Genomic DNA, 18,911 nt, shown 5'->3' with positions numbered 1-18,911 from the left:
CGGCGCCGGCCGCCCTCAGCGCGCTTTCAGTGTGGCCGCTTCGGTGATCGGCGGGGCGAGATTCATCGCGCCCTTCAGCTCGTAGCCGAAATCGAGCCTGTCGCTGCGCGCCCAGACCTGTCGGAGCTCGAAGAGCGGAATGGCACAGACGTCGTCCATGATCTTGTGCTGGGCCTCCTTCCACAGAGTCTTCTGCGCCTCGGCGTCCGAGGCGGTACGGGCCTGCTCGATTTCCTTGTCGGCGACCTTGCAATGCGAGAAATTCGTCGCCGCGGTCGGCGTATTCACCGTGGCGCGCGAATGGAAGAACTCGCTGAGATAGGTGTCGGCGATCGGAAAGCGCGCCGCGCCGTAGAAGACGAGGCCGCTCAGGTCCTTGCGCGTCTGGCTCTGATAGGTCGCGTGGTCGACGACCTGCATCTCGAGCTTGATCCCCGCCTTGGCGAGTTGCGCCTGGATGATCTCCATGATCGGCTGCTGCGCCGAGATGTTCGAAACGATCGCCTTGATCGTGATGCCGTCCTTGTGACCGGCTTCGGCCAGCAAAGCCTTCGCCTTGGCGAGGTCGAAACCGTAGCGGACGGAGCAGTCTTCTCCGAGATAGCCGGGCGGCACGACCGAACAACCTTTGGGACCCACATCCTTGCCGACATAGCGCACGAGGTCGTCGACATTGACCGCGGCGGCGATGGCACGGCGCACCCGGATGTCATCGAGCGGCGGCACGCTCTGGTTGATGTGAAGCAACCGATATTCGCCGGGCCGGAAGATCTCGACGTTGAAGCCGGGGCGGCGGCGGGCGGAATCGACCCATCGCTGCTCGCGCTTGGCATACATCAGGTCGACCTCGCCCGAGGTAAAGGCGAGTTCGCGGGCGCTGTCCGAGGGGATGACGCGAACCATGATCGTGTCGATCTTCGGCTTGCCGCGGAAATAGTTCGGGTTGGCGGCGAGCTTCACGTATTGCTGGGTCACCTGCTCGACGAAGGCGAAGGGTCCGGTGCCGACGGGGCGCCCGCCGAACTTGTCTCCCAGTTCCTCGGCAGCCTTGCGGCTGACAATGTTGCCGCCGTGATAATTGGTGACGCGACCGAGGAAGTTGACGTCCGGATATTTCAGCGTGACCCTTACGGTCAGGTCGTCGAGCTTCTCGACCTTGTCGACTGCGGCGAAATCCGAGGAGAAGGTCGAGCGCTTGGGGTCGGCCGAGCGCTGCAGCGAATAGACGACATCGTCGGCGGTCAGCGTGCCCCAGTCGCCCTGGAACTTGACGTCCTTGCGCAAATGGAACGTCCAGACCTTGCCGTCGGGCGACTGCTCCCAGCGCTCGGCGAGATCGGGCTCGATATCCTTGGGATCGGCACTGCCCGGCTTGAAGCGGACGAGACCGTTATACAACCAACCGATAACGGTCTTGTCGCTGGTGGCGCTGGCACGATGCGCGTCGAGTGTCGAAACATCGCCATCGCCGGCGACACGCAGCACGGTTTCCTGAGCCGAGCCCGCGACAGGCAGGCAGGCGGCAAACACCAGGCCGGCAAGCCCGATGACAGAGTTCCTGATCATGTAGTCCCCTCGATTTCTGTTCTTTGCCCGAATGTGGGCGCAGCGATCCCAGGCTGTCCAAGTCGAAATCGGGGATGGGGTATTCTGAACGGTTATGAAACACCCCGGAACCGTACGGGATGACGGTGAAGCATCGAGATGTGCCACGGCTCGCGCCGAGTTGATTTGATGCACAAAGCGGACGATCTCAGTTGAGCACCACCTCTGCCTGAAGGCCCCCGTCCGGGCGGTTGGCCAGCTTCAATCCGCCGCCGATCGCGATTGCGAGCTGCTGGGCGATGGCGAGGCCGAGGCCCGTGCCGCCGGTGTCGCGGCTGCGGGATTGTTCGAGCCGAAAAAAGGGCTGCAGGACGGCATCGAGCTGATCGTGGGGAACGCCGGGGCCGCGATCGAGGACGAGAATTCGCAGCTTTCCGCCGGGTGTCCTTTCAAGCTGGATTTCGGCGGCTCCGGCGAATTTCAGGGCATTGTCGATCAGGTTGGTCAGGATGCGCCGCAGGGCATGCGGTCGCGTCACCACGACGGCATCGACCAAACGCGACACCGCGACCGATTTGCCGGTGTCCTGATAATCGAAGGCGATGCTCTCGACGAAGGAGCCGAGATCGATGCGCGCCGGCTTTTCCGTGTCGCCATGGGCGCTCTTCGCATAGGCCACGCCTTCGCGGACGAGGCGCTCGATCTCGGAGAGATCGTTGACGAGCTTGTCCTTCTCCGGGCTGTCCTCCGCCATCTCCGCGCGCAGCTTCATCCGCGTGATCGGCGTCTGCAGATCATGGGAGATCGCGGCGAGGATCTGGACGCGCTCCTGCAGGTAATGCGCGATCCGGTCCCGCATGGCGTTGAAGGCCGTCGCCGCATGCGCGACCTCGGCCGGGCCGTTCTCTTCGAGCCGCGCGGTCTTGCGGTTGGGGTCCAGCGCTTCGGCGGCATTGGTCAGCCGCAGCAGCGGCCTGATCGCCAGACGCACGGCGAACCAGGTGCAGAGCACGAGCAGGCAGAGCTGGGCGAAGAGCACATAGGGCAGCCAGGTCGCCAGCGGCATCAGCGCCGGCAGCACGTCGATCGTCACCGGCGAGCCGTCGCTGAGCGTGACATGCGCCTGGAGATGCTCCCGCCCGCCGGGAATGCTTTCGACGCGGACCGGGAAGCGCTTTCCGGCAGCGACGTTGATGGTCTCGGCCACCTCCGCCGCGCGCCGGCTCAGTTCCGGAATGCCGGGCAGCCCCGGGCCGAGCTCGTAGCGATAGGTGCGCCGCGCCAGCAGGTCGAGCCATTGCGCCCGCTCCTCCGGCGGCAGGCGGTCGAGCAGCGCGATCGAGGTGGCGACGTCGTTCTCCAGCGTCGTGTACATCGTCGCCTTGGCGCTCATGGTGCGCTCGTAGAACTGCACGCCGAACGACAGGGCATGCGCCACGGCGAGGCCGGCGAAGAGGATGAGGAAGAGCCGCCAGCGCAGCGTGCGCGGCAGATGCAGGAGACCGCCGATGCGGGTGGCGACGCTCATTGCCGCGCCGTGACGATCTCGACCGGCATGGCGAGGACATAGCCCTCGCTGCGCACGGTCTTGATATAGGCAGGCTCGCGGGCATCGTCGCGCAGGCGCTGCCGGACGCGGCTGACGAGCAGGTCGATCGAGCGATCGAACAATTCGGTTTCGCGCCCCTGCGTCAGGTTGAGCAGCTGGTCGCGCGAGAGCACGCGCTGCGGATGGTCGAGGAAGACGCGCAGCAGGCGATACTCCGCCCCGCTGAGCGCCACGGCCGTGCCTTCCTTGTCGAGGAGGTGGCGCGCGATGGTGTCGAGCTGCCAGTCGCCGAAGGCGATGAGCTGGCCGGCTTCCGTCACCTGCAGATTGGGCGGCAGCATGCGCGTCCGGCGCAGCACGGCCTTGATCCGGGCCAGCAGCTCGCGGGCGACAAAGGGCTTGGCGAGATAATCGTCGGCGCCCATCTCAAGCCCGACGATCCGGTCGGTGTCGTCATTGCGCGCGGTCAGCATCAGGATCGGCGTCGCCTTGTGCTTGCCCGCGCGCAATTCGCGGCAGAGCACGAGCCCGTCATCGCCCGGCATCATCAGGTCGAGGACGATGAGATCGACCCGGTCGGCGTCGAGGAAGGCGCGCATCTGCCGCCCATCCGCCGCGGTGGTCACGCGCAGGCCGTTCTTCTTCAGATAGCCCGAGACCAGGTCCCGGATCTCCCGATCGTCGTCGACGACGAGCACATGGTCGATATGGTCCATCAGCAAGGCTTTCCGCTTCCGTCGCCGTAGAAATAGCAGAGCCTCCGCGGTTTGCTCGGGCCTTGCGCAGGAGAATTGTAAGCGCGTGTATCGGCTGTCAGGCGCGATACCGGCGCGGACAATAATCCCGTCGAACGCTTCGTCCTGTTTCGGCAGGGTGCGCCCGCACGCAGCCGCCCATCATTCGGCCTGCCTGCCTTCATCGTCCTCGACTGCGCAGGAAGGAAGCTTCAATGCACAAGCGTCTCATCTCGGCCGTCATCGGCGGGCTCATGCTGCCGATCGCCGGCACATGTTCGGCCGTGGAAGCCGCAGCCATCCGCAACATCGTCATCGTCCACGGCGCCTTCGCTGGCGGCTCCGGCTGGCGGAAGGTCTCGAAGCCGGTCGTCGAGGCGGCCAAGGCCGTTTCCCCATAGCGGAACCAAGTACCGGGCGGGCTTTCGCAATCGCTCGCCTGGCACCGTCGATACACGCCGTTACAGATCGGCCTCCTCGGGAAACACGGGAGATACGTCGGCAAGGTCGAGTGCTGGCGCATCCGGCGGAGGCTCCATCAGGAACGCCTCCGCCGCCCTGAAGAGGACCAGCCATGACCTTGTTCGTCATTTCCTATCTGGCCGGCGTGCTGACGATCCTCAGCCCCTGCATCCTTCCCATTCTGCCTTTCGTCTTTTCGCGCGCCGACCAGCCCTTCCTCCGTGGAATCCTGCCGATGCTGATCGGCATGGCGGCGACCTTCTCCGCCGTCGCCAGCCTTGCCGCCATCGGCGGCAGCTGGGCGGTGCAGGCGAACGAGATCAGTCGCTATGTGGCGCTCGCCTTCCTCGCCCTGTTCGGCACCACGCTGGTCTCGCAGCGCGCGGCCGCGATCTTCGCCCGCCCCATCGTCGCGCTCGGCCATCGGCTTTCCAGCAATGGTGAAGGGGCACGCTCCGTTGGCGGATCGCTTCTGCTCGGCGTCGCGACCGGTCTGCTCTGGGCGCCCTGCGCGGGCCCGATCCTCGGCTTGGTGCTGACCGGTGCTGCGCTGCACGGAGCCAACGCCGAAACCGCCCTGCTCCTGACCGCCTATGCAGCCGGTGCGGCCACATCCCTCGCCCTGGCCTTGCGGGCGGGCGGCCCGATCTTCGCGGCGCTGAAGCGCTCTCTCGGGCTTGGCGAACGTATCCGCCAAGGCGTCGGTATCGCGGTTCTAGCAAGCGTGCTCGCGATCGGCTTCGGGCTCGATACCGGCCTCCTGACCCAGCTTTCCTTTGCCGGCACCGTCGGCGTCGAGCAGAACCTGCTGGACAAGCTCGGCCCGCGCCCTGCGGAAGCCGGTGGGCTTCGCACGGCCGAGAATGCCGTTCAGCCCTATCGCAGCAATCTGCCGGACCTCGGCGCGGCTCCCGGTTTCGCCGGCGCGACGGGCTGGCTCAACTCCAGTCCGCTGACCGCAGAGCAACTGCGCGGGAAGGTCGTGCTGGTCAATTTCTGGACCTATTCCTGCATCAACTGCATCCGCACCCTGCCTTATGTCCGTGCCTGGGCCGAGACGTACAAGGACCAGGGTCTCGCCGTGGTCGGCGTCCACACGCCGGAATTCGCCTTCGAGAAGAAGGTCGGGAATATCCGGCAGGCGATCGCCCGTTTCGGCATCGCTTATCCGGTTGCGGCCGACAATGATTTCCGGATCTGGCGCGCCTTCCGCAACAGCTACTGGCCCGCGCTCTATGTCGTCGATGCGCAGGGGCGGATCCGCTACAGCCAGTTCGGCGAAGGCGGCGAGGCACGCACGGAGCGGGTCATCCAGGACCTCCTGGCCGAAGCCGCGGGTCATCGCGGCGCGGGGAGCGCGTCCGTGACGCCGCAGGCGCCGGGCGCGCAGGCTCCGGCCGACCTCGCCAACGCCCGTTCGGGCGAGACCTATCTCGGCTATCTGAAGGCAGCGGGCTTCGCCTCGCCCGAAAGCGTGGCAAGCGACCGGCCGCAGGATTACAGCATCCGGACGCTCAGGCTCAATCAGTGGGGTCTCCTCGGCAGCTGGACGGTCGGCCCGGAGAGTGCGGGGCTCGAACGGGCAGGTGGCGGCATCGCCTTCCGCTTCAGCGCGCGGGACCTGCATCTGGTGCTCGGGCCGGGTCCGGCCGGCAAGCCCGTGCGCTTCCGGGTCACGGTCGATGGCGCCTCACCGGGCGCCGATCGTGGCGCCGATATCGACGCGGAGGGCAACGGTACGGTCGCGGAAACGCGGCTCTACCAGCTCGTCCGCCAGTCCGGCGAGGTGCGGGAGCGCGTCTTCGAGATCCGCTTCCTCGACGCAGGCGCGGAAGCCTACGCCTTCACCTTCGGTTGATCGGGAAGAGCAATCGGGCTCCGCCGCGAGGTTGAGCCCGGCCTCGGTCCTCGCCGTGCCGCGGGCACGGGCAAGGCTGGACGAACGCCGTCATGGTACGACCCAATCCGCCATGGTGGCGTTCTACGCGACCAGCGGCCTCCGCCGCATTCATGGCTTCTCAAAAACAAGGAAGCGGCCCTGAAGCGGCGCCGCGTCGCCTGCAAACAGAAGGAGCCGCCACAAGGGCGGCTCCCGGAGAGGAAGAACGAAGGCGTCAGAGCCTGTCGGCGTCGATCACAGCCTTGGCGAACTCCGCTGGCGCCTCCTGCGGCGGGTTGTGGCCGATGCCGCCCTTGAACAGACGGTGCTCGTATCTGCCGGTGAAGCGCTTGGCGTAGGCGGCCGGCTCCGGATGCGGCGCGCCGTTGGCATCGCCCTCGATGGTGATCGTCGGCACGCCGATGCTCGGGAAGGCGGCGAGCTTCTTCTCCAGCGCGTCGAATTGCGGCTCGCCCTGCGCCAGGCCGAGCCGCCAGCGGTAGTTGTGAATGGAGATCGCGACATGGTCGGAATTGTCGAAAGCAGCAGCCGAACGCGCGAAGGTGGCGTCGTCGAACGTCCATTGCGGCGAGGCGAGCTCCCAGATCAGCCGGGCGAAGTCGTGGGTGTACTTCGCATAGCCGGCCGCGCCCCGCTCGGTCGCGAAGTAGTACTGATACCACCACTGCAATTCCGCCTTGGGCGGCAGCGGTGTCTTGTTGAGTTCCTGGCTGCCGATGAGATAGCCGCTGACCGAGACCATCGCCTTGCAGCGCTCGGGCCAGAGCGCGGCCAGGATGTTGGCGGTCCGCGCGCCCCAGTCAAAGCCGGCGATGACCGCCTTCTCGATCTTCAGCGCATCCATGAACGCGACGATGTCGGTGGCAAGAGCCGCCTGCTGGCCGTTGCGCGGCGTCTCGGATGACAGGAAGCGGGTGCCGCCATAACCGCGCAGGGAGGGCACGATGACCCGGTAGCCGGCTCTGGCCAGGATCGGGGCGACGTCGACATAGCTATGGATGTCATAGGGCCAGCCATGCAGCAGCAGCACCGGCGGGCCATCGGCCGGGCCGTCCTCGGCATAGCTCACATTAAGCACGCCGGCCGCGACCTGCTTCAGCGTAGCAAAGGCGGTATGGCCGCCCCGCGCGACGGCGGCAGGCGAAGTGGGAGAGGGCGCGCGTGTCTGGGCTCCGGCCCCGCTCATTGCGCCGAACGGGGCGAAGGCTGCTCCGAGCGCCAGGGTGCTCAGGAAGCTGCGGCGCGGCTGATCGATCTGTTCCGACATGGTTCTGTTCCCGATTGCGTGGACTGCAAGCAAAGAGAGCCCGTCCGCTGTATCCGCGTTGTGTCCTCCCGGACCGGAACTGCAAGCCTGCGTAGGATCGGGCGCTCCGGATACGAACGGATACAATCCGCCGGCCGGCTTCCGCGCCCTCGGCGCCCGCGAAGCGCCGCAAGACATCGTATCGCACTGTATCGCAGCGGGAAAAGCAGACGCTTCCTTGCAGATCGGCACGATCCGCAAACAAACCGGACATCTCGGCTTGGGAAACACCCCATCGCCAGCCGCCGACAGGAGCGGCAACAGAGATGGAGTGTTCCATGAGCAGAATCGACAAGGTTCTCTATACCGGCAAGACCCATACGACGGGTGGGCGCGACGGCGCCTCGCGCAGCTCCGACGGCCGGCTCGCCATCGAGCTGTCGCCTCCGGGTGGTTCGGGGGCGGGCACCAACCCCGAGCAGCTTTTCGCCGCCGGCTGGTCGGCCTGCTTCATCGGAGCGATCGGCCTCGCCGCCGGCAAGCGCAAGGTGGCTCTCCCGGCCGATCTCGCTGTTGATGCCGAGGTCGACCTGGGCATGACCGACGGGGCCTACTTCCTGCAGGCCCGCCTCACTGTCAGCCTGCCCGGCCTCGATCCGGAGCTGGCGCGGGAACTCGTGGACGAGGCGCATCGGACCTGCCCCTATTCCAAGGCGACGCGAGGCAATATCGATGTCGAGCTGAAGCTCGTCTAGGCGTCGAGGAGAGCCGAGGCCGGTCGATGACTGGCCTCGCATCGGCTTTCCATCGAGCCGCTGCTTTGCCGATGCCAGCGTTTTCGCCTGGGGATCGTCCAGCCGTCAGCGACCACTCGCCAGCGCGGCTTCCGCCGCCGCGGCGATCGAGAACAATGCGGCATCGCCTCCCCCGGCCCTGGCCAGCATCAGCCCGGCCGGCGCCTCGCCCGCAGGATGCATCGGCAGCGAGATCGCGCAGCCATCCATCATGTTGATCAAGCTCGGGTTGCGCAGCATCAGCAGGTTGATGCGGGTGAACGCCTCGTCGTCCTCCGCCAGTTCGGCGATCGTCGGTGCGATCGTCGGCACGGTCGGCATGGCCAGCACGTCGAAGGCCGAGGCCTCCTCGCGCATCGCCGCGACGAAGGCGGCGTGGGCGTGCGTGAGCTGGATATAGTCGGCGCAATCCTGGTTGCGGCCGCGCAGCACGCGCATCCGCACCCGCGGATCGTAGCCGTCGCCCTTTTCCTCGATCAGCGCGCGGTGATGGGCATAGGCCTCGGACGCCGCGAAGCCGCCTTTGGCGTTCAGGCGCGCAACCTCGGCGAAACCGGCGAAGGGCTCCTCGGTGACGATGGCGCCGGCCCTGGACAGCGTATCCAGCGCCCGCGCGAAGCTCGCAGCGACATGCGCGTCGAGCCCGTCGAGCGCGACGGTCTGCGGCACGGCGATGCGCAAGCCCTTGAGGCCGGTCGGCCCCTCCTGGGTCAATTCCGCCCCGCTCATGATCTCATGCAGGATGCGGCAGCATGCGACGCTGTTGGCGAGCGGCCCGATCGAATCGAGCGTCTGCGACAGCGGAAAGGCGCCCTCGCGCGGCACGCTCGACGCGGTCGGCTTGTAGCCGACGATCCCGCAGAACGCCGCTGGGATGCGGCAGGAGCCGCCGGTGTCCGACCCGATCCCGGCGAAGGCCATTCCATCCGCCACCGAGACGGCAGCCCCCGATGAGGAGCCGCCTGGAATGCGGCGCGTCGCGCGGTCATAGGGCGAGGCCGGCGTGCCGTAATGCGGGTTGAGACCGAGGCCTGAGAAGGCGAATTCGGTCATGTTGGTGCGGCCCATCACGACGAAGCCCGCGCGCCGCAGCCGCGCGATCGCCGGCGCATCGCGCTCGGCCGGCGCCGCATCGGCGAGCACGGTGGAGCCTGCCGTCGTCGGCTCGCCCGCAAGGTCGAACAGGTCCTTCACCGAGATCGGGATGCCGGCGAAGGGTGATGGCGCGATCCCTGCGGCGCGCAACCTGTCCATCGCCTCGGCCGCGATCAGCGCAGCCTCGCGATGGACCTTGATGAAGGCGAGCCTGCCCTCCCCGTCGGGCGCGTCGATCCGCGCGAGCGCCTCGCGCACGAGGGCAAGCGAGCTCGTCCGTCCCGAGGCGAGATCGTCGGCAAGAGCGGAAAGTGTGCGGGCCATGGGCATATCAGACCGGATCGACGTCGTTGATTTCGAGGAGCAGCCAACCGTCCTCGGAGGTGGAGGGCCTCTATTTGGCACGTGGTGGGCGCACCGCATAGCTGCGCAGCGGGAAGCCGTTCCACTCGGCCGGACTATCCGGTCGGCGCAGCACTTGGCCTGCGGCAAAGGGCGAACGCGCCGAAAACGATCAGCTGACCGGCAACAAGCACGAATGGCCATGTGAAGCCTCCGGTTTTACTGGCGACGATGGCGAAGGCCAGCGGCCCGCAGATCGAGCCGACGAAGCCGAACAGGCTGGCACCGGACGTGATCTCCCCGATCAGCGCCGGAGGTGAGGCCCGGGCCAATTCGGCCATATGCACGCCGTTCCACCCCATCGAGGTCGCGCCGACCAATGCCATGCAGCCATATATCAGCCAGGGGCTGGCCGCGGCGGACCACACCAGCAGCAGGATCGAACCGCCTGCCCCCAGCGCGAGAACCGACAGGAGCAAGAGGCCGGCGCCCAGGCGGTCCGCCAGCCATCCGAAGAAGATGCGGGCGACGGTGCTCGCCGCCAGCAGCGCCGACATGTAGAAGCCCGCTTCCGCCAGGCTCTTTCCATGCTGCGTGACCATATAGGTCGCCGTGAACGCCGTAATGCATGCCTGGGTGATCGAGAACGACACGCCCATGGCGGTGAGCATCGGCAAGACCGGGTGCGAGTTGAGGACCCGGGCCGATCTCGTCAGCGACGAGGGCGACAGGAACAGGCGAGCCCAAGCCTTGTTCTGCGGCCCTTTTTCCGTGTCGAGACTGTGCCGAAAAGCTTGAACCGACAACGTGCAGAGGAGCACGACGGCGACGAGCGTCGACACGGCACCGACGAAACCGAATGCGAGGACCAGCGGGGCGACGGCAATGCCGGCGATGGCTCCCCCGAGCGGCACTCCCGCTTGCTTGATCGAGAAAATAAGGGTGCGATGGTCCGGCGGCGCGGCGCGCATCAGGATCTGACTGCCGGCAGGCGTGTTTGGCGCCAGACCGAGCCCGACCAGCAGCGCACCGATGAAGCCGACCGAGGCCATCGGTTGCGCCAGACACGCCAGGCCCGCGGCAACGAAGACGAGGCCGAACTGCAAGGTGCGGATGGGTCCGTAGCGATCCAGCATCGGGCCGCCACATGCCAGGAACCAGCAAATCCCGGTCGAGACCACGGCCGAGACATAGCCGATATCCTGAGGCGCCAGGCCCCAGCGCCGGGTCAGGATCGGCCCCAGAAGCGGGATCGCGGCGGCAGCGAACGAACTGACGACTTGCACAACGAGAGTCGCGCTCAGGGCGCTCACCCACAATGGCAGCTTCAATCCCGCTCCTCCAAGCCGCATGCCCGCGACGGCGCGTCCACGAACATCCGCAACGGATTCGGCGGATCGCAGCCTTGGACGGGTCTTCTTGCAATGCAGAGGCGCGGTCGAGACCGGTTGAGAGTGGGCCGACCTGCACCAGATGCATGTGGCACCGGAGGGGGCCGATCGGAATGTTTGCGCGCTGTTCGCGCTCGCTGCTCGCCGCCGGGAGCCGACGAGCCTCTTCGACTGCGCCATGCAGCACGCGCGTTGCTTTCAGACCGGCTAACGAATTGTCTGCGCCCTCGGGATCGTCTAGAGCCCGTCTTGCTGTCTACCGGAAAGCTTTCCTGCCGGAGACCTGCCGGAAGTTTCCGAGATGACCGCCAGCGCACCGACCGCCTCCCCGACCCAAAGCGCCATGATGCCTGTGCTGATCGCGCTCAGCCTGACGCATCTGCTCAACGACATGATCCAGTCGCTGATCCCGGCGATCTACCCGATCATCAAGGAAAGCTACCGGCTGGATTTTGGGCAGATCGGCCTGATCACGCTGACCTTCCAGGTATCGGCCTCGCTGCTGCAGCCCGCGGTCGGTCTCTACACCGACAAACATCCGATGCCCTATTCGATGGTCGTCGGCATGGGTTTCACGCTCGCGGGCCTCGTGGGCCTGTCCTATGCCGGCAGCTACGGGCTGTTGCTGGCTTCGGCCGCATGCGTCGGCGTCGGCTCCTCGATCTTCCACCCGGAGGCGACGCGCATGGCGCGCAATGCCTCGGGCGGGCAGCATGGGCTGGCGCAAGGCATCTTCCAGGTCGGCGGGCAGACGGGCGGAGCGCTCGGGCCGCTGCTGGCAGCTTTCATCATCGTGCCGCGCGGGCAAGGCAGCCTCGCCTGGTTTTCGGTCGCGGCTCTCATCGCAATGGTGCTGATGGTCTGGACCGCCGCGAGCTATGCCCGGCTCGACAAGGCGCGTCCCGCCAAGACTGCGGCCCCAGCCGGCGCCGCACCGGCCCGGCCCGGTCGGCGTTCGGTCGCCTTTGCTATCACGATCCTGATCGTGCTGCTGTTCTCGAAGAACGCGTATACGGCGAGCTTCACCTCGTTCTACACCTTCTACCTGATCGGAAAGTTCGGCATTTCCGTGCAGAACTCGCAGGTGATGCTGTTCCTCTTCCTGGCCTCCTCGGCGGCGGGAGCGCTCGGCGGCGGCATGCTGGGAGACCGGATCGGCCGCAACAAGATCATCTGGTTCTCGATCCTGGGCGCGCTGCCGTTCACGCTGATCCTGCCCTATGCCGATCTATTCTGGACGGGCGTGCTGACGATCCTGATCAACCTGATCATGTCGAGCGCCTTCGCGGCGATCCTGATCTACGCGCTGGAGCTGCTGCCCGGCCGCGTCGGGCTGGTGGGCGGCTTCTTCTACGGCCTGTCCTTCGGTCTCGGCGGCCTGGCTGCAGCGCTGCTCGGCGAGTTCGCCGACATCATCGGCATCGAGGCGGTCTACAAGATCTGCTCGTTCATTCCGCTGATCGGACTGCTGGCCTGGTTCCTGCCGCGATTGAGCACCAACCCGACCGGCGCGCGGGCCGGGCATTGACCCGCCCGGGCAAGGTCAGGCGTCGCTACACGTAGCGGCGCCTGGGGGCTCGACGCTGTCCCCCGACCATGGATACCCTGGAACATAGAGCGTCAGCAGTCGCGGAGCGTTTCGCGATCCGGACCCAGCCGTGTCTCGAAGCGTGAACCCGCCGTCACGGCAGGTGCTGGTTTTCGAAGAAGCCGTCCAACGGAATCTGCGTCGTCTTCTCGAAATCATCCATCGCGTCGACGAGCCGCTGCCGATAGCTCAGCAAGGCCAGCAGCAACTGAGCGGCGTCTCGCGAAAGCCCGTAGCGGGCCCAGCTTTCTGCCGTCCGCCGTTCCAGCCCGATCTGATCGCCGAAGGCTTCGACCGTTTCAAAGCCGAGGCCCCGAACGACGTCGAGCAGCTCTTCCGGGGACATCCGCGGCTTCACAACGTGCGAATGCACCCGTTCCAGGACAAGGCGGATATCCGACGGCCGAAATTGCAACGAGTTACGAGCAAACTGCTCGAAGTTGTTCGCCATGGTACCTGCTCCCTATGCGCTGATTCGCGCTTCTTTTTGAATCTGCGAGGCGCTGGTTTTCAGAAGCGCCTCGGCGGCACGTTCGTCCGTTATCAGCACCTTCGCGTCGCTGGCCCGCAAAGCCGCGCGGATCGACGCCTCCTTGTCGGCACCGCCGGCCGCGATCGCGACGAGCCCGATCCCCTTCAGATCGGCGGGGCTTACAGCCATGACCCGCCGGTTGACCGGGTGGTCGACCAGCTGTCCCTCTGCATCGATGAAATGACAGACCAGGTCGCCGACGGCTCCGGCCTTTCTAAGAGACGCCAAATCCGATTGCGGCAACAGGCCTTCGCGAAACAGGGTCGAACCCGGAACGAGGTCACCGACGCTGACCAGGGCGATATCCGCCGCCCTGGCGCGTTCGCGCAACTCGCGCAGCGTCGGCTCGCGCCAGAGCGCCTCTCGCAGCTCGGCATTCGAGACGAAGACCGGCGCCGTGAGCTGGAAGCAATCCGCCCCGAACATGTCGGCGACGCGGCGCGCCACGGCAGACGGGTTGATGCTGCGCGAATGGGTGAGCCCGCCGAGCAGCGAGACCACCGACATCGCCTCGATCTGGCGCGGCTGGATGCCGCGCAGGGCCTGATTAAGCGTCTGACCCCAGCCGACAGCGAGCGACATGTTGTCCGTCAGCTTGTCGGAGAGCCACAGGCCGGCAGCGTAGCCGACGAGCGACGAGACATTGGCCGGATCCCGTGCCGCCGGCACCACGACAGCCTCATCCAGGCCGAAGGCCGTGACGAGGCCGCGCTCCAACCCGGCCTGCCGCGCCGAACGCGCGTCGATCCTGATCTTGACGAGGCCTTCGTTGCGGGCCGCCGCCAGCATGCGGATCACCTTGATCCGGCTCAGGCCCAGAGCCTCGGCGATATGCTCCTGAGTCAGCCCTTCGACATAATAGAGCCAGGCGGCGCGGACCTTGGCGTCCGCGACCGGCACATCGCCGTGAATCTGTCCCGCTCCGAATGCGTCTTCCACCGTTGCTCCCGCAGCCTCGCCTCCGGCTGTCTTCCTGCAGCATCACAGCATCACGCCCCCGAAGGCAACCTGTTTGAACATCTGTGCGCTTGACAGCACCAAAGCTATGTTCTTTTGTGCCAGTCAAAGAACATATGTCCTAGGGAGATGTCACGACATGGCCGCGATCCTGACGCAGCCGCCTCTCGGCGCGCCCGCCGCCGGCCTGTCCCTGGCCGAGGCGCTGGACCTGCGCGACAAGGCCGGCAAGCCTGTGCGCGTCGGTCTGATCGGCGCCGGCCAGATGGGCACCGACATCGTCGTGCAGATCTCGCAGATGACCGGCATCGAGATCGCGGCGGTGGCCGACATCGCACCTGACCGCGTCACCGAGGCCGCCGCGCTCGCCGGCCGCAAGGGCGAGGTCGATTCGGTCTCCGACGAAGCCGGGCTCGAAGCCACCCGCCGTAAGGGTCGCATCGCCGCGACGACCTCGCTCGACCTGATCTGCCGCTCGCCCTCGGTCGACGTCATCATCGACGCCACCGGCAATCCCGAGGCCGGCTCGCGCGTCGCGCTGACCGCGATCGCCGCGCGCAAGCACATCGTGATGATGAATGTCGAGGCCGACATCACCATCGGCTCCTATCTCGCTGTCGAGGCGGCCAAGGCTGGCGTCGTCTACACGCTCGGCGCCGGCGACGAGCCCGCCGCCGCGATGGAGCTGATCAACTTCATCCGCGCCATGGGCTACCCGGTCGTCGCTGCCGGCAAGGGCAAGAACAACCCCTTCCGCATCGACGCCGTCCCGGCCGATTATGTCGAGGAAGCCAAGCGCCGGAACATGAACCCGCGCATGCTCGTCGAGTTCGTCGACGGCTCGAAGACGATGGTCGAGATGGTCGCCATCGCCAATGCCTGCGGCTTCACCCCCGATACCCCCGGCATGCACGGCCCGGCCGCGCCGAAGGACGAATTGCAGAACTATTTCTGCCCGAAGGAGGAGGGCGGCCTGCTCTCGCATAAGGGCGTGGTCGATTTCTCTGTGGCCAAGGGCGTCGCGCCCGGCGTCTTCGCCATCGCCGAGATGCGCCATCCCCGCGTCCGCGAGCGGATGAGCGACCTGCATCTCGGCCCCGGCCCCTACTACTCCTTCTTCAGGCCCTATCACCTGACCAGCCTGGAAGTGCCGCTCTCCGCCGCCGCAGCCACGATCTTCAACCAGAGCCATATGCGCCCGCTGCCGATACCGACCTCGGAAGTCGGCTGCATTGCCAAGCGCGACCTTGCCGCCGGCGAGACGCTCGATGCCATCGGCGAATACGGCTATCGCGGCTTCGCCTTGTCGCGAGCCGATGCGCAGGCGCGCAAGGCCCTGCCGATCGGCCTCGCCCAGGGTGCGACGATGACGCGTCCCGTCCGCAAGGGTGAGCTGATCACGCTGGCCGACGCCACCCCCGACGAGCGGCTCAAGATCGTCGAAGTGCGCCGCGCCCAGGACGCGATGATCGCCGCGCTGACCTCCGGAGCCCAGGCATGAGCGCACGCAAGACAGACGAGATGGCGAGCGCCGGGCTCAAGCCGAACCAGCGGCCGGAGCTCGCCGCGCTCGACGACGAGACGATCGCGCGCGCGCTGATGCGCATGCACCTCATCCGCAAGTTCGAGGAAGCCGCCGAGGCGAGCTATATGCGCGGGCTCATCCACGGCACGATGCATCTCTCGATCGGGCAGGAAGCGAGCGCGGTCGGCACGACGCTGCCGCTCGAAGCGCACGACTACATCCTCTCGACCCATCGTGGCCATGGCCACTGCATCGCGCGCGGCGCCGAGCCGAAGCTGATGTTCGCCGAGTTCTTCGGCAAGGAGACCGGCTACTGCAAGGGCCGCGGCGGCTCGATGCACATCGCCGATGTCGAGGGCGGCAACCTCGGCGCCAACGGCATCGTCGGCGGCGGCCTGCCGATCGCGGTCGGCGTCGGCATGAGCATCAAGGCCCAGAAGAACGGCCGGGTCTGCATGGTCTTCTTCGGCGACGGTGCCTCGAATGAAGGTGCCTTCCACGAGGCGCTGAACATGGCCTCGATCTGGAAGCTGCCGGTGGTCTTCGTCTGCGAGAACAACAAATACGGCATGTCGATGGACATCAACCGCGCCATGGCCGTGGCGAACGTCGCGGACCGCGCGAGCGCCTATGGCATGCCCGGCCATTGCCTCGACGGCAACGACCTCGCCGGCGTCGCGGCGGTGGCGAAGGAAGCGATCGCGCGGGCCCGCTCCGGCGAAGGCCCTTCCCTGATCGAGTGCAAGACCTATCGCTGGCGCGGCCATTCAAAGAGCGACCGCAATCTCTACCGCACCAAGGAAGAGATCGAGGAGTGGCGGAACCAGGACCCGATCCGGCGGCTGGAGGACGAGCTCAAGGCGCATGACCGCTTCGACGCCACCGCGCTGATGAAGCTGGAAGAGGACGCCCAGCGCGACATCGACGCCGCCGTCGAATTCGCCCGCACCTGCCCGGACCCCGATCCGAAAGACCTGACCCGTGACGTCTATGCCCTCTGACACGCTCGAAGCCGCAAACGAGATCCGCGAGCTGTCCTATGCCGAGGCGGTGCGCGAGGCGCTCGGCCAGGCGATGGAGGCCGATGAGCGCGTCTTCCTCTTCGGCGAGGATGTCGGCGTCTATGGCGGCGCCTTCGGCGTCTCCGGTGACCTCGTCCACCGCTTCGGCAAGGACCGCGTGATCGATACGCCGATCAGCGAGCTCGGCATTGCCGGCGCCGCGGTCGGCGCCGCGATCACCGGCATGCGCCCTGTGCTGGAGATTCAGTTCTCGGATTTCGTCACGCTGGCCATGGAACAGCTCGTCAACCAGGCGGCCAAGATCCGCTTCATGTTCGGCGGCAAGGCGAGCGTTCCGATGGTGGTGCGCCTGCCCGGCGGCTCCGGCACCGGCGCCGCTGCCCAGCACAGCCAGAGCCTGGAAGCTTGGTTCGCCCATGTGCCGGGGCTGAAGGTCCTGCAGCCGAGCACCCCGCATGACGCCAAGGGAATGCTGCTCGCCGCCATCGACGACCCCAACCCCGTCCTGATCTTCGAGCACAAGCTGCTCTACAAGACCAAGGGCCACGTCCCGGCCGAGGCTTATCGCGTGCCGATCGGTCAGGCGGCGATCCGCCGCGAGGGCGGGGACATCACCATCGTCGGCTCCTCGATCATGGCCCGCAAGGCCGAAGCCGCCGCCGAGCGGCTCGCCGCCGATGGCATCTCGGCCGAGGTCATCGACCTGCGCTCGATCCGGCCGATCGACTTCACCACCATCGCCGAGAGCGTGCGCAAGACGCACCGCCTGCTCGTCGTCTACGAGGGCGTCAAGACCATGGGCATCGGTGCCGAGATCTCGGCGATGATCGCCGAGAGCGAGGTCTTCGATTTCCTCGACGCGCCCATCATCCGGCTCGGCGGCGCCGATGCGCCGATCCCCTATAATCCGGTGCTGGAGAAGGCCGCCGTCCCGCAGGAGGACGACATCGTCGCCGCGGCCACCAACCTCGTCCGCCGCGGGGAAGCCTGATGCCGGTCGAGGTCATCCTCCCCAAGGTCGACATGGACATGGAGACGGGCACGATCGAGGCCTGGCATGTCAAGGAAGGCGACCTCGTCCGCCAGGGCGACACGATCTTCGAGATCGGCACCAACAAGGCCGTGATGGAGGTCGAGGCGCCGGCAACAGGCGCAATCCGCGGCCTCAAGCTCGAAACCGGCGTGCCGATCACGGTCGGCACGCCCGTCGCATGGATCTACCTCGACGGCGAGGCCGCCACCACGCCGTCCGAGCCGGCAGCCGCTGCGGCTCCCGTAGCGGCTGCCACACTCGCACCGCCGGAGGCACCGGTCGCTCCGGCTCCGACCGCATCCACCACGTCCGGTCTGCGCGCCACGCCGCTCGCCCGCCGCATCGCGCGTCAGAACAGCCTCGATCTCAGCATCGTGGCCGGAACCGGCCCCCGCGGACGCATCGGCGAAGCGGATGTGAAGCGCCATCTGGAACAGAGGCCCCGCTGCGCTCCGGCGCAGGAGGCACGCCCGACCCCGCCTGCCACCGCGAGCGCTTCCGAAGGCCGGCTGCAGCCGTTCTCGGCGATCCGCCGCATCGTCGCGAACCGGCTCTCCGAGAGTATGCGCACGGCGCCGCATTTCTATCTCACCTCCGAGATCGAGATGAGCGCATCGCGCGATCTGCTGCGCCGCCTCGCCGCCCGTCATGAGCGCATCGGCGCGCCCAAGCCCAGCATCACCGTGCTGATCGCCCGCATCGCCGCCCGCATCCTGCGCGACCACCCGGTCATCAACGCATCCGCCGAGGGCGAGGCGACACGCTTCCACGAGCGCGTCGACATCGGCATCGCCATGGAGCGTGACGGCGATCTCGTCGTCCCCGTGCTGCGCGATGCCGGCAGCATGGACATGCCGGCGATGGCGCGCGAATTCGCGAGGCTGCGCGACGGCATGGCGAAGCGCACGCTCACCCCGTCAGAGCTCGGCGGTGGCACCTTCACCATCTCCAATCTCGGCATGTACAGCGTCGACAGCTTCACCGCGATCATCAACCCGCCGCAGGGCGCGATCCTCGCGGTCGGCCGCACCGTCGACAAGCCGGTGGGTCGGGACGGGCAGATCGTGCTCAGGCCGATGGCGAATTTCACGCTGTCCTCGGATCACCGGATCGTCGACGGCGTCGCCGCCGCGCGCTTCATGGCCGATCTGCGCGAGGCGCTGGAAAGCCCCGAGGTACTTTTGTGATTGAAGGGC

At 66.9% G+C, this 18,911-nt stretch carries 16 protein-coding genes; 8 read left to right on the top strand and 8 right to left on the bottom strand.

The window, feature by feature from the left end; all coding sequences use genetic code 11:
* Positions 1–15: 15 nt before the first annotated feature.
* From AC2FAN_RS13720 to AC2FAN_RS13710, 3 genes are all read right to left on the bottom strand, one after another.
* A complete protein-coding gene (locus AC2FAN_RS13720; RefSeq protein WP_485174714.1) occupies positions 16–1,566 on the bottom strand; it encodes an ABC transporter substrate-binding protein in 1,551 nt (516 codons plus the stop codon).
* Between the two features lie 187 nt (positions 1,567–1,753).
* Positions 1,754–3,073, bottom strand: coding sequence for an ATP-binding protein (locus tag AC2FAN_RS13715; protein ID WP_485174712.1), 1,320 nt, complete (start codon positions 3,071–3,073; stop codon positions 1,754–1,756).
* On the bottom strand, positions 3,070–3,810 hold the full coding sequence (locus AC2FAN_RS13710; RefSeq protein WP_485174710.1) for a response regulator: 741 nt from the start codon (positions 3,808–3,810) through the stop codon (positions 3,070–3,072). The genes AC2FAN_RS13715 and AC2FAN_RS13710 overlap by 4 nt, the downstream gene beginning before the upstream one ends.
* Positions 3,811–4,043: 233 nt before the next feature.
* Here AC2FAN_RS13710 and AC2FAN_RS13705 point away from each other — a divergent pair, with 233 nt between their 5' ends.
* Together AC2FAN_RS13705 and AC2FAN_RS13700 are read left to right on the top strand one after the other, a co-directional pair.
* On the top strand, positions 4,044–4,229 hold the full coding sequence (locus tag AC2FAN_RS13705) for a hypothetical protein (protein ID WP_265050781.1): 186 nt from the start codon (positions 4,044–4,046) through the stop codon (positions 4,227–4,229).
* Between the two features lie 173 nt (positions 4,230–4,402).
* Positions 4,403–6,148 (top strand): cytochrome c biogenesis protein DipZ, encoded by a 1,746-nt coding sequence (locus tag AC2FAN_RS13700; protein ID WP_485174708.1) that lies wholly within the window; start codon positions 4,403–4,405, stop codon positions 6,146–6,148.
* Positions 6,149–6,404: 256 nt separating this feature from the next.
* On the opposite strand, the gene AC2FAN_RS13695 is transcribed toward AC2FAN_RS13700, so the two are convergent.
* Complete coding sequence (locus AC2FAN_RS13695) at positions 6,405–7,457, bottom strand: alpha/beta fold hydrolase (RefSeq protein ID WP_485174706.1); 1,053 nt, start codon at positions 7,455–7,457, stop codon at positions 6,405–6,407.
* A gap of 317 nt (positions 7,458–7,774) precedes the next feature.
* On the opposite strand from AC2FAN_RS13695, the gene AC2FAN_RS13690 reads away from it, so the two are divergent.
* A complete protein-coding gene (locus AC2FAN_RS13690; protein WP_485174704.1) occupies positions 7,775–8,191 on the top strand; it encodes an organic hydroperoxide resistance protein in 417 nt (138 codons plus the stop codon).
* Positions 8,192–8,296: 105 nt separating this feature from the next.
* Here AC2FAN_RS13690 and AC2FAN_RS13685 read toward each other — a convergent pair whose 3' ends face one another.
* Together AC2FAN_RS13685 and AC2FAN_RS13680 are read right to left on the bottom strand one after the other, a co-directional pair.
* Positions 8,297–9,655 carry an amidase gene (locus AC2FAN_RS13685; protein WP_485174702.1) on the bottom strand — a complete coding sequence of 453 codons (1,359 nt, stop codon included), beginning with the start codon at positions 9,653–9,655 and terminating at the stop codon, positions 8,297–8,299.
* A 128-nt stretch (positions 9,656–9,783) separates the two neighbouring features.
* The gene (locus AC2FAN_RS13680) at positions 9,784–10,998 is read right to left on the bottom strand and encodes an MFS transporter (protein ID WP_485174700.1); all 1,215 of its coding nucleotides are present in this window, start codon (positions 10,996–10,998) and stop codon (positions 9,784–9,786) included.
* Positions 10,999–11,359: 361 nt separating this feature from the next.
* Here AC2FAN_RS13680 and AC2FAN_RS13675 point away from each other — a divergent pair, with 361 nt between their 5' ends.
* On the top strand, positions 11,360–12,586 hold the full coding sequence (locus AC2FAN_RS13675) for an MFS transporter (protein WP_485174698.1): 1,227 nt from the start codon (positions 11,360–11,362) through the stop codon (positions 12,584–12,586).
* A 154-nt stretch (positions 12,587–12,740) separates the two neighbouring features.
* On the opposite strand, the gene AC2FAN_RS13670 is transcribed toward AC2FAN_RS13675, so the two are convergent.
* A complete protein-coding gene (locus tag AC2FAN_RS13670) occupies positions 12,741–13,097 on the bottom strand; it encodes a hypothetical protein (protein WP_265050788.1) in 357 nt (118 codons plus the stop codon).
* A gap of 12 nt (positions 13,098–13,109) precedes the next feature.
* Positions 13,110–14,117, bottom strand: coding sequence for a sugar-binding transcriptional regulator (locus tag AC2FAN_RS13665; protein ID WP_485174696.1), 1,008 nt, complete (start codon positions 14,115–14,117; stop codon positions 13,110–13,112).
* A 157-nt stretch (positions 14,118–14,274) separates the two neighbouring features.
* Here AC2FAN_RS13665 and AC2FAN_RS13660 point away from each other — a divergent pair, with 157 nt between their 5' ends.
* From AC2FAN_RS13660 to AC2FAN_RS13645, 4 genes are read left to right on the top strand one after another with little or no spacing between them, the layout of a single operon-like run.
* Positions 14,275–15,636 carry an NAD(P)H-dependent oxidoreductase gene (locus AC2FAN_RS13660; RefSeq protein ID WP_485174693.1) on the top strand — a complete coding sequence of 454 codons (1,362 nt, stop codon included), beginning with the start codon at positions 14,275–14,277 and terminating at the stop codon, positions 15,634–15,636.
* Complete coding sequence (locus tag AC2FAN_RS13655) at positions 15,633–16,661, top strand: thiamine pyrophosphate-dependent dehydrogenase E1 component subunit alpha (protein ID WP_485174691.1); 1,029 nt, start codon at positions 15,633–15,635, stop codon at positions 16,659–16,661. The genes AC2FAN_RS13660 and AC2FAN_RS13655 overlap by 4 nt, the downstream gene beginning before the upstream one ends.
* Positions 16,651–17,673, top strand: a complete 1,023-nt coding sequence (locus AC2FAN_RS13650; RefSeq protein ID WP_265050792.1) for an alpha-ketoacid dehydrogenase subunit beta — start codon at positions 16,651–16,653, stop codon at positions 17,671–17,673. The genes AC2FAN_RS13655 and AC2FAN_RS13650 overlap by 11 nt, the downstream gene beginning before the upstream one ends.
* On the top strand, positions 17,673–18,902 hold the full coding sequence (locus AC2FAN_RS13645; protein ID WP_485174689.1) for a dihydrolipoamide acetyltransferase family protein: 1,230 nt from the start codon (positions 17,673–17,675) through the stop codon (positions 18,900–18,902). The genes AC2FAN_RS13650 and AC2FAN_RS13645 overlap by 1 nt, the downstream gene beginning before the upstream one ends.
* The last annotated feature ends 9 nt before the right edge of the window (positions 18,903–18,911 follow it).

This window comes from Allobosea sp. RIT-PG3_2 (assembly GCF_057321085.1).
This window is presented reverse-complemented; position numbering and strand designations above follow the sequence as displayed.